Below are 13,735 nucleotides of genomic sequence, written 5' to 3'. Positions count from 1 at the left end.
GGCACCGGTCGCGCGGCTCGCGACGGCGTACGCGAGGCGCGGCTCAGATCAGCGACTTGGTGTGCCAGACCGTCTTCGTCTCGGTGAGCGCGACGATGCGGTCGAGCGTCCGCGGCGGAACACCGGGCTCCGGATGCAGGACCCGCTTCAGCGTGTCCGCCGCCGCGATCTCGAGCTCCACCCAGTCGAGCGCGTCGGCGCCGGCCAAGTCGAGCGCGTTGACATCGGCGTGGCTCGCGAGCCACGGCGCGATCTCGGCGGGCGAGCCGGTGAGCACGTTGACGACGCCCCCCGGGAGGTCGCTCGTGGCGAAGACCTCGGCGAGGCTGATCGAGCTGAGCGGGTGCTGCTGGCTCGCGATCACGACCACCGTGTTGCCGCTGACGATCGCGGGAGCGACGACGTTGACAAGACCCAGGAGCGACGCGCCCTTGCCCTGCGGCGCGACGATCGCGACGACCCCGGTCGGCTCGGGCACCGAGAGGTTGAAGTACGGTCCCGCGACCGGGTTGCCGGTGCCCGCGACCTGCACGTACTTGTCGGCCCAGCCGGCGAACCACACCCAGGAGTCGATCGCCGCCTCCACCTGCGCGGTCGCGACCGACTTCGACACCCCCTCGGAGGCGGAGATCTCGGCGACGAACTGCTCGCGCCGCCCCTCCAGCACCTCGGCGATGCGGTACAGCACCTGACCGCGGTTGTAGGCGGTGGCACCGGCCCAGCCGGGCTGGGCGGCGCGGGCGGCGACAACCGCATCCCGACCGTCCTTGCGGCTGGCCAGGGCGGCGTTGGCGAGGAACTTGCCCTTCGGCGTCGTCACCTCGTAGCTTCGCCCCGACTCGGTGCGCGGGAACTTGCCGCCGATGTAGAGCTTGTAGGTCTTGGGGATCGTCAGGTGGGTCATCGGCCGGCTCCCTTGGTCTCGATACGCCCGCTGCGCGGGCTACTCGACCCGCGGGGGTTGTCGCTCCGCGGGCTACTCGACCCGCTGGCGGCGAGGTACGCGGTGAGGCCGTGGCGGCCGCCCTCGCGGCCGTAGCCGGACTCCTTGTAGCCGCCGAACGGCGACGCCGGGTCGAAACGGTTGAAGGTGTTCGCCCAGATCACCCCCGCGCGCAGCTTGTCGGCGACGGCAAGGATCTTGGAACCCTTGTCGCTCCAGATGCCCGCCGAGAGGCCGTAAGGAGTGTTGTTCGCCTTCGCGATCGCCTCCGCGGGGGTGCGGAAGGTCAGCACGCTGAGCACCGGGCCGAAGATCTCTTCGCGCGCCACGCGCGAACTGGTCGACACGTTGGTGAAGATCGTCGGCGCGTACCAGAACCCGTTCTCGGGGAAGTCGCACGGGGCACTCCAGCGCTCGGCGCCCTCCGCCTCGCCCGCGGCAACGAGCGCCGTGATGCGCTCGAGCTGCTCCTGCGAGTTGATGGCCCCGATGTCGGTGTTCTTGTCGAGCGGATCGCCGAGCCGCAGTGTCGACAGCCGGCTCTTCAGGCGGTCGATCACCTCGTCGTGAATGTTCTCCTGCACCAGCAGGCGGCTACCGGCGCAGCAGACGTGGCCCTGGTTGAAGAAGATGCCGTTGACGATGCCCTCGATCGCCTGATCGATCGGCGCGTCATCGAAGACGATGTTGGCCGCCTTGCCGCCGAGCTCGAGCGTGACCTTCTTGCCGGTGCCGGCGATCGCCTTGGCGATCTCCCGACCGACCGCGGTCGAGCCGGTGAAGGCGACCTTGTCGACGTCCGGATGCCGCACGAGCGTCGCACCCGTCGCGCCCGCCCCGGTGACGATGTTGACGACACCCTTCGGCAGGTCGGCCTGCTGCAGGATCTCGGCGAACAGCAGCGCCGTGAGCGAGGTCGTCTCGGCCGGCTTCAGCACCACCGTGTTGCCCGCGGCGAGCGCCGGGGCGACCTTCCAGGCGAGCATCAGGAGGGGGAAGTTCCACGGGATGACCTGCCCGGCCACGCCGAGCGCCTTCGGGTTCGCGCCGAGGCCCGCGTAGTCGAGCTTGTCGGCCCAGCCGGCGTAGTAGAAGAACCAGGCCGCCACCAGCGGCACGTCGACGTCGCGGCTCTCCTTGATCGGCTTGCCGTTGTCGAGGCTCTCGGCGACCGCGAGCTCACGGGCACGCTCCTGCACGAGGCGGGCGATGCGGAACAGGTACTTGCCGCGGTCGGCGCCCGAAAGCTTCGACCAGGTCTTGTCGTAGGCGCGGCGGGCCGCGGCGACCGCCAGATCGACGTCGCGCTCGTTGGCGGTCGCGATCTCGGCGATCACCTTCTCGGTCGCGGGCGACACGGTGGAAAACGGCGTGCCGTGCCCGTCGACGAAGTCGCCGTCGATGAACAGGCCGTAGGAGTCACGAAGCTTCAGGATGCTCGTCGACTCGGGCGCCGGGGCGTAGTCCAGGAATCCGGCGCCGGCGGGGATGTCGATGTCTTTCACCATGCTGCGGTCCTTAGTCGATCGTGACGTAGTCGGGGCCGGAGTAGTGGCCGGTCTGGAGCTTCTGGCGCTGCAGGAGCACATCGTTGAGAAGGCTCGACGCGCCGAAGCGGAACAGGTGCGGCTGCAGCCACTCCTCGCCGACCGTCTCGGCGACGGTCACGAGGTATTTGATCGCATCCTTCGAGGTGCGGATGCCTCCGGCCGGCTTCACGCCGATCTTCTCGCCCGTGAGGCGATACCAATCGCGCACCACCTCGAGCATGAGAAGCGTCACCGGCAGGGTGGCGGCGGGGCTCACCTTGCCGGTCGAGGTCTTGATGAAGTCGCCCCCGGCGAGGATCGCCAGCCAGCTGGCGCGGCGCACGTTGTCGTAGGAGTTCAGCTCGCCCGTCTCGAGGATCACCTTGAGGCTCGCGAAGCTGCCGTCCTCGCGGCGGCAGGCCTCCTTCACGGCGACGATCTGCTCGAAGACCTCGCCGTAGCGGCCCGCGAGGAACGCCCCCCGGTCGATCACCATGTCGATCTCGTCGGCGCCCGCCGCGACCGCGTCGCGGGTGTCGGCGAGCTTCACCGCGAGCGAGGCACGGCCGCTCGGGAAGGCGGTCGCGACCGCCGCGACGGAGATCAGGCCGTCGTCCGGATCACCGTGGAGCGCGCCGAGGGCGGCCACCGCATCCGGAACCATGTCGCCGTAGACGCAGACCGCCGCGACGCGGGGCGTGTCGGGAGAGCTCGGATCCGGGGTGACCGCCTTCGCTACGAGCGAGCGGACCTTGCCGGGCGTGTCGGCGCCCTCGAGCGTCGTGAGGTCGATCAGCTCGATGATGCGGTCGAGGGCCCAGGCCTTCGAGGTGGTCTTGATCGAGCGGGTTCCGAGGGCGGCGGCGCGCTGTTCGAGGCCGACCGCGTCGACGCCCGGAAGACCTTCCAGATGCAGCCGCAGGCTCTTCTCGGTCAGCTCGGCGCCGAGCAACCGGGTCGCGCGTTCGGCGGGAGCGAGCGCGGTGCGCGTCGTCACGCCGGAATTGGTGGCATTCACCCCCTGAGTCTAGCGAGCGTGCCTGCCGAACTCAGGGAGGAGACTCTCAGGGGGATGCCGCCGTCGCGGCGCGCACGAGGTGGCTCTCGTAGTCGGCGCCGTGGTCGCGTTCCCAGTTGTCCCAATCGACCGGATGCCCGCGCAGCAGACCCTCGAGCTGGTCGAGCCGCGTCTGCCAGCCCGCGATCAACGGTGCGCGGAAGCGGTCGTCGATGTGCTGGGGAACGGTGAGGACGACCTCGGTGACGCCGCCGCGCGTGCCGCCGCGCGATTCGGTCACCTCGACGCGCACGTGCCCGAGGTGCGGGCCGTCGGATTCGAGGATCGCGGGCAGCTCGGGCGTTTCAGCAACCGGGTCGCGGCGTTCGAGCACCTCGACGCCGTCGAGCAGACTCGCGTCGGGGTGAAGCCAGCCCTCGCTCAGAATCGGATCGACGAGCGCCTCCCAGACGATCGAACGCGGCAGATCGATCACCCGTTCCAGCCGCGAGACGCCGTTCACGCGGCCAGTGTACGGCGCGGTCGACCCCCGCGGGGGCAGCGACGCGGCGATCGCTACGCTGAAGGGGAGATCCCCTCGCCCACCCGCCGCGCGCGTGCGCTGACGCCGTGACCGCGCCGACCGAAAGCAGTCCGCCTCGTGATTCCAGTTGCTCTCGCCCTCGACCTCGGCGGCACGAAGGTCGAAGCCGCGCTCGTCACCGCCGACGGCGCGGTCGTCACCTCCTCGCGCCACCGCCGACCGACCGGCGCGGGATCGACCTCCGAGCAGCTGGCCGAGGCCGTCACGGGCGCCACGATGGCGGCGCTCGCGAGCCTGGCCCCCGAGCACGAGCTCGTCGGCGCCGGAATCGGCGCGGCCGGCCCGATCAATGTGGGGGCGGGGGCGGTTTCGCCGCTCAACCTGGCGAACTGGCGCGACTACCCGCTGCGCGACCTGGTGCGCAGCGTCGTCGAACCGGTCGCGCCAGGCATTCCCGTCACGCTACGGATGGATGGCCTGTGCATCGCGCTCGCCGAACACTGGGTGGGCGCGGCGCGCGGCGCCGACAACGCGATGGGAATGATCGTGTCGACGGGCGTCGGCGGCGGCCTGATCCTCGGGGGTCGCACGGTTCCCGGCCCGACCGGCAACGCCGGTCACATCGGGCACGTCGAGGTCGCCGGATTCGACGACCCGTGCGCGTGCGGTGGGGCCGGATGCCGGGAGGCGGTCGCCTCAGGCCCCAAGACGGTCGCCTGGGCGCGTCGCGAAGGCTGGGACGGGTCGACCGGCGAGGAGCTCGCGGCCGCCTACGCCGCCGGCGACGAGATCGCCCGCCGCGCGGTCGCCCGCTCGGGTCGCGCGATCGGGCAGGCGATCGCCTCGGCGACCGCGCTCGTCGACCTCGATGTGGTCGCGATCGGCGGCGGCTTCTCTCACGTGACTCCGGACCTGTTCGACCTGATTCGCGAGCCGATCGCCGAGCACGTCCAGTTCGGCTTCGTCACCAAGGTGCGGGTCGTGCCCTCCGCGCTCTCCGGCGACGGCCCGCTGATCGGCGCCGCCGCGCTGATCCACCGCTCCGAGCTGATCGGCGACTAAGCGGCGCGGCGCTCGAGCTCGTCTTCGACGGTTTCGCCGCGCGCCAGCACGAACAGCGCCGGAATCGCGAACACCGCCGCACCGAGCAGGAGCCACAACGGGGCGATCCAGCCGCCCGTTGCCGAGTGGATGATGCCGACGAGAAAAGGCCCGGCCGCCCCGATCAGGTAGCCGAACCCCTGCACGAACCCGCTCAGCGCCACCGCGCCCTCAGTGGTGCGCGAGCGCAGGCCGATCAGCGCGAGCGCGAGCGGGAACATCAGCGGGCCGAGGCCCGCGAACAGCACCCAGAGCCAGGTCGCCGTCGTGGGCACGAGAATCAACCCGAGGTAGCCCGCAAGGTGGAACGCGATGCCGGCCACCACGAGCGGCGTGGCCGAACGCAGCCTCGACGCGAGGACGGGAACCAGCAGCGCGGCCGGGAAACCGGCGATCGTGAACAGGGCGAGAAGTCCGCCCGCCGCCGCCGCATCCACGCCTGCCAAGTCGGTCAGCAGCAGCGGCAACCAGGCGAACGCGGCGTAGGCGCCGAAGGACGCCATCGCGAACACCCCCGCGATCGACCAGGCGACCCGGGAGCGCACCACGCCGAGCCGAGCCGCGACCGGGAGCGCCCCGGTCTCGACCGCCTCGGCGGCGCGCGTCGCCGCGTCGTGCGCCTGATCGTGCCGCCCGAGCAGGCCCGCCACCCACGGGATCGCGACGATGAGCGCCGACGCGAACCACACGCCGAGCGACACCCTCCACCCCGCACCGTCGGCGACCGGCACGGCGATGAGGGCCGGAATCGTCGCCCCGACCGACATGACCGTCGCGTAGAGCGCCGTGACGGCGCCGACGCGATGCGGGAAGTAGCGCTTCACGATCGGCGGAAGCAGCACGTTCGCCACGCCAACACCGAGCAAAGTGACGATCGTCGCGATCACGAGCATGAGGGTGGAGGCCGCGAGCGTGCGACCCAGGTGCCCGGCGATCATCACGACGATCGCGAGCACGAGCGCCCGCTCGAGCCCCACCCGGCGCACGATGAACGGGCCAATCACCCCCGAGGCGGCGAACGCGAGCGGCGGCGTCGCCCCCAGCACACCGAGGGCCACCGGATCGAGCGCCAGCTCCACCGAGATCCGGTCGACGATCGGCGAAATCGCGGCGACCGCGGTGCGCAGGTTGAGGGCGAGGAGAACGACGCCGATGAACACCAGCACGCGGCCGCGACGCATCCTCCGCTCCTCGAAGGCCCGCTCGTCACTCACCGCACGAGTCTAGAGATCGCACGCCGTGCGCCGCCGCGTCGTGCACGGCGACGGCGGCGTACGCTCACAGCATGAGCGATGTGACCCGGCACCTGCCGCTGAGCACCCGGGCGCGCCGCGACGAGTCGCGTGTCGAGTCGAATTGGTCGAGGCGCCAGGGCGAACTGCTGCTCGCCGTGGCCGAGATCCTCGAAGCCGAAGGGCCCACCATCGCCGCGCACCCGACGCTGCGTCCGAACACGACCGTGGAAGATCTGGCGCGCTCGATCGCCCGCACCGCGACGCGGGGTCGACGCGACCGCGCCATCCTGGCGACCGAAGATCTCGGCGCTCTGACGGCGCGCATCCGCTCGCTCGCGATGGAGCGCCTGACCGCCCGCACGCGCGTGCGCGTGCCCGAACTCGGGGCGACGCTCGCGGATGCCTTCGAACTCACGCTCGCCCTCGGCCGCCCGCTCGCCGTCAGCGCGACCGTCTCGGGAGCGGTGGCGCTCGCCCGCAGCCTCTCGGCGCCGCTGCCGATCCGCGCGGTCGTGCGCGGTCGCCGACTGATTGCGAGCGACGCCGGTTGGGAGATCGGCACGGGGCCGGCGATCACCGGCAGCGCCGCCGCCATCGTGCTCTTCCTCTACGGCCACCGCGGGGTGCCCGGCAGCTGATCCGGCTAGCGCGGCGCCGGAGTTCCGAGGATCTCGCGGACCTTCTCCACGTCGGCGGTCAGCCCGGCGATGAGCGACTCGATGCCGTCGAAACGGAGCATCGGGCGCACGAAGTCGATGAACTCCAGTTCGATCGTGCGGCCGTAGGCATCCAGCTCCGCATCGAGCAGGAAAGCCTCCACCTGGTGCGCGGGGATGCCCTCGAAGGTCGGGTTGTTGCCGATCGAGACGGCCGCGGCGTAGCGCTGCCCGTCGATCGTCGCCCACGCCGCGTAGACGCCGTCCTGCGGAACGAAACCCTCGATATCCGGATCGAGGTTGGCGGTCGGGAACCCGAGTTCGCGACCGCGGTGCTCACCGTGCACCACCACGGAGCGCAACGTCGGCGGGCGGCCCAGCAGCCTCGCCGCGTCGTGAACCTTGCCCTCGTCGAGCAGCTCGCGAATCCAGGTCGAGGAGGCGCGACGGTCGGAGCCGGTCACCGAATCCCCGGAACCGGCGACATCACCGATCACGACCGTCTCGAAGCCGCGCTCGGCCCCGATCCGAGTCAACAGCTCGACGTCGCCCTGGCCGCGCGCGCCGAAGCGGAAGTCGGCGCCGGCGAGCACGAGACGTGCGCGGAGCGCGCGCACCAGGGTGTTCTCCGCGAACTCGGTCGCGGGAACCGCGCTGAGCTCCTCGTCGAAGGTCAGCATGAGGGTCGCCTCGACGCCGGCCTCGGCAAGCAGCTCAAGCTTTTGCGCATTGCTGACGAGCGCGGGCGGGCACCGTTCCGGGCGCAACAGCGCGAGCGGGTTGCGATCGAAGGTGACCACCACCGGCGCGATGCCGAGTTCGCGCGCGCGCTCGCAGAGCGTCTCGATGAGCGCGCGATGGCCGAGGTGAACGCCGTCGAATTTGCCGATCGCGATCGCCGACGGACCGAACCCGTGCGGCACCTCCTCCAGGCTGCGGAAGACCCTCACGATGCCGGCGCCTCGGCCGTCGCCCGCGTGCGGCGACGCAGCCACAGCAGACCGAGAATCGGCAGCACAAGGGGCACCAGCAGGTATCCGGCCCCGAACGCGCTCCAGACGGTCGCCTGACCGCCGAACGGCGACGCGGAGGCGAGCCCCAACAGCGCCGGAGCGACAACACTCACCGCGCCGATCGTCACCACACCGAGGAGCTCGAATCCGATCGTGATCCAGGCCAGGCCGTCCCAGCCGAGCGCCAGGGCGAGCGTGGCGAGGATGTACACCACGGCCGCGACGGCCGAAAGCGAATACGCGAGCGGCGCCTCCTCGAACCGGGTCGCGATCTGCAGCACCGAGCGACCGGTCGCCGCGATCGCCAGGATGCCGTACACGGCAACGAGGACACGACCGGGGCCGGTGATTCTCCGCGGCGGCGGACTCGAATCGGGTGAGCGCAACATCGCCCCCCAGCGTACTGCGGTGGGGCGCGGCGCGCCGCGCGGCTCAGGCCAGTTGGATCGCCCAGATCTGCTGCATGCGGTAGATCATGATCGCGATCGAGATCGCCGCAATGCCGAGCACGACACTGCTCCACCGCGACCGCTCGAGAAGTGCCCACAGCACCGCGATCGGCGGAATCAGGAGCGCGGTGACGAGGTATAGGAAGAACTCGAGCACGCTGCCGGTCGCCACGTTGCCGAAGCCGGGCGCGACGAGCGCGACGACGAACTGGGCGATCAGCAGCACCTCCACGAGCGCCACCGACAGGATCGCGGCGTCATTCGGCGAGCGCTTCGCGATGCCCAGCCCGATGCAGTAGAGCCCCGCGAGCGAGGCGACGACGACCTGAATGATCGTGAACCAGGAGATCACGAGAGCACCTCCTGTGTGGGGAAATTGACGAGGATGCGCGCGGCCCGGTCCGTCACGGCGGCGAGCCCGGCCAGGCGCCCATCCGGTCCGAGGAGCGCGAGGACCTCGGCATCCGGGTGGTCCACGGTGATGCGCTTCCCGTGGGCGAGATCGCGCAGCTGAGCCGCGTCGAGCGCCGCGCTCGGGTAGAGCGCGGTCGCGACCGCCGCGGGCTCGAGAAGCGCGGCGCGGGCCCGCTCGGGGTGTTCGGGATCGAGCCGGATCGCGTCGTCGACCGAGAACGGCCCGATGCGGGTGCGCCGGAGGGCGGTGAGGTGGCCGCCGACGCCGAGCGCCGCACCCAGATCGCGCGCGAGAGCACGCACATAGGTGCCGGATGACACGCTCACCCGCACGTCGAGGTCAATCGTGCCCTCGGGCAGGTCGTCCCCGCGCCGCTCCGCGTCGACCACGAACGAGCTCACCGTCACGTCGCGTCCGCGCAGCTCAACCGTCTCCCCCGCCCGCGCCAGCTCGTAGGCGCGCCGACCCTGCACCTTAATCGCGCTCACCGTCGAGGGCACCTGGGTGATGTCGCCGGTGAGGGTCTGGATGACCGCGTCGATCGCGGCGCGGTCGATCCCGCGCGCATCCGAGCCGCCCGTGACGTCGCCCTCGGCGTCGTCGGTGCTCGTCGACTGGCCGAGTCGGATCGTCGCGGCGTAGTCCTTGTCGAGCCCCACCAGGTAGGTCAGCAGACGCGTCGCGCTGTTGGCGCCGAGCAGCAGCAGCCCGGTCGCCATCGGATCGAGCGTGCCCGCGTGGCCGACCTTGCGGGTGTCGAGGGCGCGGCGGGCCCTCGAGACGACATCGTGGCTCGTGATGCCCTGTGGCTTGTCGACGAGCAACACTCCCGGGCTTGCTGACACCTCGCCATCGTATCGCCGCGCGACGAGCCCGCTCGCGCCCCTACGATGCGAGAGTGCGAATTGGAATCATCGGAGCCGGGGCCGTCGGCGGCGCCCTCGCGGCGCTGCTGGATCGAGCCGGCCACGAGGTCGCGGTCGCGGCGCGCGGCGCGCACCTCGCGGCGATCCGCGAGAACGGCATCCGACTCGACGGCGGCTTCGGCGACCACGTCGCCCACGTGAGCGCCGACGAGTTCCTGACCGAGGCCCCCGAACTCGCCATCCTCGCCACCAAGGCGCAGGATGCTCGTGCCGCCCTCGACGCGCACAGTGCGGTGCTCCGCGGCGTTCCGCTGCTCGTCGTGCAGAACGGTCTCGGCGGCCTCGACGTCGCGCGCGAAGAACTCCCCGACGCGACACTGTTCGGCGGCCTCGCGCTGTTCGCCGCCTCCTACCTCTCCCCCGGCAAAATCACCATCACCGCCGCGCTGCCGCTCGTGATCGGCGCCGCCGAAGGCACCTCGCCGGAGGAGCTGGAACGCCTCGCCGCCACCCTGAGCGAGGCTCTGCCCACCGAGGTCGCACCCGATCTGGACGCCGCCCAGTGGAGCAAACTCCTCGTCAACCACGTGAACGCCCTGCCCGCGATCACCGGGCTGAGCGTGCAAGAGGTGGTCGCGGATCCGGGCCTCAGACGAGTGATGACCGCCAGCATGCGCGAAACGGTGCGCGTGGCGCGGCGGCTCGGCATCCGCCTCGGCGACATGCAGGGCGTCTCGGGCCGCGTGCTCGAAACGATCGGCTGGCTTCCCCTCGCCGTCGGTTCGATCTTCCCGCGCATGCTCGCCGACCGCATGGGCGACGTGCCGAACCCGGGCTCGACGCTGCAAAGCATTCAGCGCGGACAACTCACCGAGATCGACTTCCTCAACGGCGCCGTCGTCGGTCTCGCACAGCAGACCGGGATCGGCACGCCGACGAACGCGGCGCTCGTCACCCTCGTGCACCAGGTGGAGCGATCCGGGCAGTTCCTCGAGCCCGAGACGGTGCTGGCGCGGGTTCCGGTGTAGTCGGCGGGCTCAGCAGGGGTCGGCGGCCCGCTCAGCAGGAGTCGGCGAAGACGCGACGCGGGTGCTCGGGGTCGGTGGCGTCGATGATCGCGCTCGCGCGGGTGCGGGGCTGCGCATCCGCGGTGTAGGCGGCGAGGGGCTCCCCCGGCCCGTCGAGCCACACGCTGAAGTTCCAGATCGCGCGCAGGTCGGGGCGCAACAAGAACTCGCCCTCGACGAGCAGGATCGCGTTCGCGGGGGCCGTCGTCCAGGTCGGCTCGATCGGCTGATCCGCGTCGGCGTCGAACGCCGCCAGCACGAACGCCGCGCTGCCGCCGAGCCGGAACGGGTCGATCAGCACGCGACGGAACACCGAATAGTCGAAGGCATCGCGGTAGCGGCCCTCGGCGGTGTCGGCCCCGCGCTCGGCTCGCGGTCGCTGGAAGTCGTCGATGTGCGCGGTGACGGCGGCGTGCCCGCGGCGCACCAGCACGGCCGCCAGATCGCTCGCGAACGCGCGCGAGCCCGAACCCTCGGCGCCCTCGACCGCGACAGCGACCCGACCCTTGGCGTAGTGGGTCAGAATCTCGGCGGCAAGCGCCTCCAGCACGTCCTCGCGGGCGGGCGACCATCTCGGCATGATCTCAGCGTAGCCACGGCGTCGTAGCCTGGCTGGGATGACTGCACCGAACTCCGCCGCGGACGCGCCCGCTGTGCTCGGCGCGCGCGTCGCCGCCTGGTTCGCGGCCGGGCATCGGGACCTGCCATGGCGACGGGACGGCTTCGGCGCCTGGGGCATCCTGGTGAGCGAGTTCATGCTGCAGCAGACGCCTGTCTCGCGCGTCATCCCGCGACTTGCGGCCTGGCTCGAACGCTGGCCGACACCCGCCGACCTCGCGGCGGTGCCGCCCGGCGAGGCGGTGCGCGCGTGGGACCGGCTCGGCTACCCGCGCCGCGCCCTCAACCTGCACGGCGCCGCCGTCGCCATCACCGAGCGGCACGCCGGACGCGTGCCCGACGAGGTGGAGGCGCTGCTGGAGTTGCCGGGCGTCGGCCCGTACACGGCGCGCGCCGTCGCCGCCTTCGCCTACGGCGTGCGCACCCCCGTCGTCGACACCAATGTGCGGCGCGTGCTCGCGCGAGCACTGCGCGGCGACGCCGAACCGGGGCCGCCCGCGACGCGCCGCGACCTGGTCGAGATGGAGGCCACGCTACCGACGGATGCGGCGACCGCCCGCCTCGTCAACGCCGGCACGATGGAACTCGGGCAAGTCATCTGCACGGCGCGCGCGCCGCAGTGCGAATCGTGCCCCGTTGCCGACCTCTGCGCCTGGCGCGCCGCCGGATACCCCGAGCACACCGGCGCGCGGGCACCGCGACAGAAGAAGTACGAGGGCTCCGACCGCCAGGTGCGCGGGCTCGTCCTCGCCGAATTGCGCGCCCACGAGGTGCCGGTGCCGCTCGAGGCGCTCCGCGCGCGCTGGTCGGCGGCCGGGCTCGACGATGCCGCGCAGTTCGCCCGCGCCCTCGCCGGACTCGAGCGCGACGGACTCATCACCGCGGCACCCGAGGGCTACACGCTGCCCGCCGCCTAGGGTGGAGTCGTGCCCGTTCATCCGCTTCGCCTCGCCCGCGCCACCGCCGAAGCCGAACTGGTCACCGCGCTGGCGGAGCTGCCCGCCTCGCTCGGGCTCGAACGGAAGTTCGCGCCCGAGGTGCTCGCCGAGGCCGACACGGCCGTCGAGCGCACCGCACTTCCGTCGGCGGATCGCACCGACATCCCGTTCCTCACGATCGATCCCGAGGGCTCGACCGATCTCGACCAGGCGCTCGCGCTGGAGCGCGGTGCCGACGGGCTCGTGGCGCACTACGCGATCGCCGACCTGCCCGCGTTCGTCACTCCCGGCGGCGAGGTTGATCGGGCGGCGCGCGAACGCGGCACGACGATCTACGCGGCCGACGGACGCATCCCCCTCCATCCGGTCGCCATCAGCGAGCACGCCGCCTCCCTGCTGCCCGGCTCGGTGCGCGGCGCATTCGTCTGGACCTTCCACCTCGACGCGCGCGGTGAGGTCGCCTCCACTTCTCTAGAGCGGGCGCGCGTGCGCAGCCGCCGGCAGCTCTCCTACGAACAGGCGGATGCGGAACTCGCCGCGGGCAGCGGAGACTCCATCGACACGCTGCGGCTGCTGCTCGAACTCGGCGAACTGCGTCTCGCGCTCGAAGCGGAACGCGGCGGCGCGAGCCTGTCGACGCCCGAAATTCTCGTCACCCACGACGGCGAACGCTACGCGCTCGAACGCCGCGCCCTGCACCCGATCGAGCGCGCCAACGCGCAGCTGTCGCTCATGACCGGGATGGCCGCCGCGCAGATCATGCTCGACGGCGGCGTGGGGATCCTCCGCACCATGCCACCCGCCGACGACGAATCGGTCGAACACTTTCGTCGGCAGACGCGCGCGCTCGGGCGCCCCTGGCCCGCCGAACAGCCGTACGGCGCCTTCCTCCGCGAACTCGACGGCGAACAGCCGCGCGACCTGGCGATCCTGCACGCCGCCGCGTCACTGTTCCGCGGCGCGAGTTACACCGTCTTCGACGGCACCGAACCGGAAGAGACGCTGCAGGCCGCGATCGCCGCGCCCTACACCCACGTCACGGCGCCGCTGCGTCGGCTCGTCGACCGGTTCTCGCTGCTGGTCTGCGAGGCGCTCGTGCGCCGCGAGCGACCGGCCGCATGGGTGCTTGAGGCGTTGCCCGAGCTTCCCGGCATCATGGGCCGCGCCGCGAGCGCCGCCGGGCGCCTCGACCGGCTCACCCTCGACCTCGTCGAGGCGGCCGTGCTCGCCCCGCGCGTGGGTGAAGAGTTCGACGCGGTCGTGGTGCGGGCCAACGGTTCGGGCGGACGCATCCAGCTCACCGACCCCGACGTCGAGGCCGAGTTCACCGGAGACGTGACGCCCGGCGAGTCCTTGCGCGTGCG

Annotated in this window: 15 protein-coding genes; 5 read left to right on the top strand and 10 right to left on the bottom strand. The window is 71.6% G+C overall.

What is annotated here, in order from left to right:
• Window positions 1-43: 43 nt before the first annotated feature.
• The 4 genes from QZ258_RS01710 to QZ258_RS01695 form a co-directional block, all read right to left on the bottom strand.
• Window positions 44-904 (bottom strand): aldehyde dehydrogenase family protein, encoded by an 861-nt coding sequence (locus tag QZ258_RS01710; protein ID WP_294178447.1) that lies wholly within the window; start codon window positions 902-904, stop codon window positions 44-46.
• A complete protein-coding gene (locus QZ258_RS01705; RefSeq protein WP_294178446.1) occupies window positions 901-2,451 on the bottom strand; it encodes an aldehyde dehydrogenase family protein in 1,551 nt (516 codons plus the stop codon). The genes QZ258_RS01710 and QZ258_RS01705 overlap by 4 nt, the downstream gene beginning before the upstream one ends.
• Before the next feature lie 10 nt (window positions 2,452-2,461).
• On the bottom strand, window positions 2,462-3,424 hold the full coding sequence (gene deoC, locus QZ258_RS01700) for a deoxyribose-phosphate aldolase (RefSeq protein ID WP_363181828.1): 963 nt from the start codon (window positions 3,422-3,424) through the stop codon (window positions 2,462-2,464).
• Between the two features lie 112 nt (window positions 3,425-3,536).
• Window positions 3,537-3,992: a hypothetical protein gene (locus QZ258_RS01695; protein ID WP_294178444.1), complete on the bottom strand. Its 456-nt coding sequence runs from the start codon at window positions 3,990-3,992 to the stop codon at window positions 3,537-3,539.
• Window positions 3,993-4,133: 141 nt separating this feature from the next.
• Between QZ258_RS01695 and QZ258_RS01690 the strand changes: the two genes are divergently transcribed.
• Window positions 4,134-5,075, top strand: coding sequence for an ROK family protein (locus QZ258_RS01690; protein WP_294178565.1), 942 nt, complete (start codon window positions 4,134-4,136; stop codon window positions 5,073-5,075).
• Here the strand turns inward: QZ258_RS01690 and QZ258_RS01685 are convergent.
• Window positions 5,072-6,328, bottom strand: coding sequence for an MFS transporter (locus QZ258_RS01685; protein ID WP_294178443.1), 1,257 nt, complete (start codon window positions 6,326-6,328; stop codon window positions 5,072-5,074). The two genes, QZ258_RS01690 and QZ258_RS01685, sit on opposite strands and share 4 nt — an antisense overlap.
• Window positions 6,329-6,399: 71 nt before the next feature.
• Here QZ258_RS01685 and QZ258_RS01680 point away from each other — a divergent pair, with 71 nt between their 5' ends.
• Window positions 6,400-6,987, top strand: a complete 588-nt coding sequence (locus QZ258_RS01680) for a hypothetical protein (protein WP_294178442.1) — start codon at window positions 6,400-6,402, stop codon at window positions 6,985-6,987.
• 5 nt (window positions 6,988-6,992) lie between these two features.
• Here the strand turns inward: QZ258_RS01680 and QZ258_RS01675 are convergent, their stop codons facing one another.
• The 4 genes from QZ258_RS01675 to truB are packed head-to-tail and all read right to left on the bottom strand — an operon-like array spanning window position 6,993 to window position 9,727.
• Window positions 6,993-7,955, bottom strand: a complete 963-nt coding sequence (locus QZ258_RS01675) for a bifunctional riboflavin kinase/FAD synthetase (protein WP_294178441.1) — start codon at window positions 7,953-7,955, stop codon at window positions 6,993-6,995.
• On the bottom strand, window positions 7,952-8,407 hold the full coding sequence (locus QZ258_RS01670; protein WP_294178440.1) for a hypothetical protein: 456 nt from the start codon (window positions 8,405-8,407) through the stop codon (window positions 7,952-7,954). The genes QZ258_RS01675 and QZ258_RS01670 overlap by 4 nt, the downstream gene beginning before the upstream one ends.
• A gap of 43 nt (window positions 8,408-8,450) precedes the next feature.
• Window positions 8,451-8,819, bottom strand: a complete 369-nt coding sequence (locus QZ258_RS01665) for a hypothetical protein (protein ID WP_294178438.1) — start codon at window positions 8,817-8,819, stop codon at window positions 8,451-8,453.
• Window positions 8,816-9,727, bottom strand: a complete 912-nt coding sequence (gene truB / locus QZ258_RS01660) for a tRNA pseudouridine(55) synthase TruB (protein ID WP_294178436.1) — start codon at window positions 9,725-9,727, stop codon at window positions 8,816-8,818. The genes QZ258_RS01665 and truB overlap by 4 nt, the downstream gene beginning before the upstream one ends.
• Before the next feature lie 53 nt (window positions 9,728-9,780).
• Here truB and QZ258_RS01655 point away from each other — a divergent pair, with 53 nt between their 5' ends.
• Complete coding sequence (locus QZ258_RS01655) at window positions 9,781-10,776, top strand: ketopantoate reductase family protein (protein WP_294178434.1); 996 nt, start codon at window positions 9,781-9,783, stop codon at window positions 10,774-10,776.
• Between the two features lie 31 nt (window positions 10,777-10,807).
• Here QZ258_RS01655 and QZ258_RS01650 read toward each other — a convergent pair whose 3' ends face one another.
• A complete protein-coding gene (locus QZ258_RS01650; protein ID WP_294178432.1) occupies window positions 10,808-11,395 on the bottom strand; it encodes a hypothetical protein in 588 nt (195 codons plus the stop codon).
• Window positions 11,396-11,432: 37 nt separating this feature from the next.
• On the opposite strand from QZ258_RS01650, the gene QZ258_RS01645 reads away from it, so the two are divergent.
• Both QZ258_RS01645 and QZ258_RS01640 read left to right on the top strand, forming a co-directional pair.
• Complete coding sequence (locus QZ258_RS01645) at window positions 11,433-12,350, top strand: A/G-specific adenine glycosylase (protein WP_294178431.1); 918 nt, start codon at window positions 11,433-11,435, stop codon at window positions 12,348-12,350.
• Window positions 12,351-12,359: 9 nt separating this feature from the next.
• Window positions 12,360-13,735: RNB domain-containing ribonuclease (locus tag QZ258_RS01640; protein ID WP_294178429.1), on the top strand; the 1,376-nt coding region annotated here is incomplete at its 3' end.

Source organism: uncultured Schumannella sp., from assembly GCF_905479755.1.
GTDB lineage: Bacteria > Actinomycetota > Actinomycetes > Actinomycetales > Microbacteriaceae > DCRR01.
This window is presented reverse-complemented; position numbering and strand designations above follow the sequence as displayed.

Excerpts from the sequence above, each read along its gene's own strand:
- QZ258_RS01710 (WP_294178447.1), bottom strand. The coding sequence starts at position 904 with ATGACCCACCTGACGATCCCCAAGACCTACAAGCTCTACATCGGCGGC.
- QZ258_RS01705 (WP_294178446.1), bottom strand. The coding sequence starts at position 2,451 with ATGGTGAAAGACATCGACATCCCCGCCGGCGCCGGATTCCTGGACTAC.
- QZ258_RS01680 (WP_294178442.1), top strand. The coding sequence starts at position 6,400 with ATGAGCGATGTGACCCGGCACCTGCCGCTGAGCACCCGGGCGCGCCGC.
- QZ258_RS01670 (WP_294178440.1), bottom strand. The coding sequence starts at position 8,407 with ATGTTGCGCTCACCCGATTCGAGTCCGCCGCCGCGGAGAATCACCGGC.
- QZ258_RS01650 (WP_294178432.1), bottom strand. The coding sequence starts at position 11,395 with ATGCCGAGATGGTCGCCCGCCCGCGAGGACGTGCTGGAGGCGCTTGCC.
- QZ258_RS01645 (WP_294178431.1), top strand. The coding sequence starts at position 11,433 with ATGACTGCACCGAACTCCGCCGCGGACGCGCCCGCTGTGCTCGGCGCG.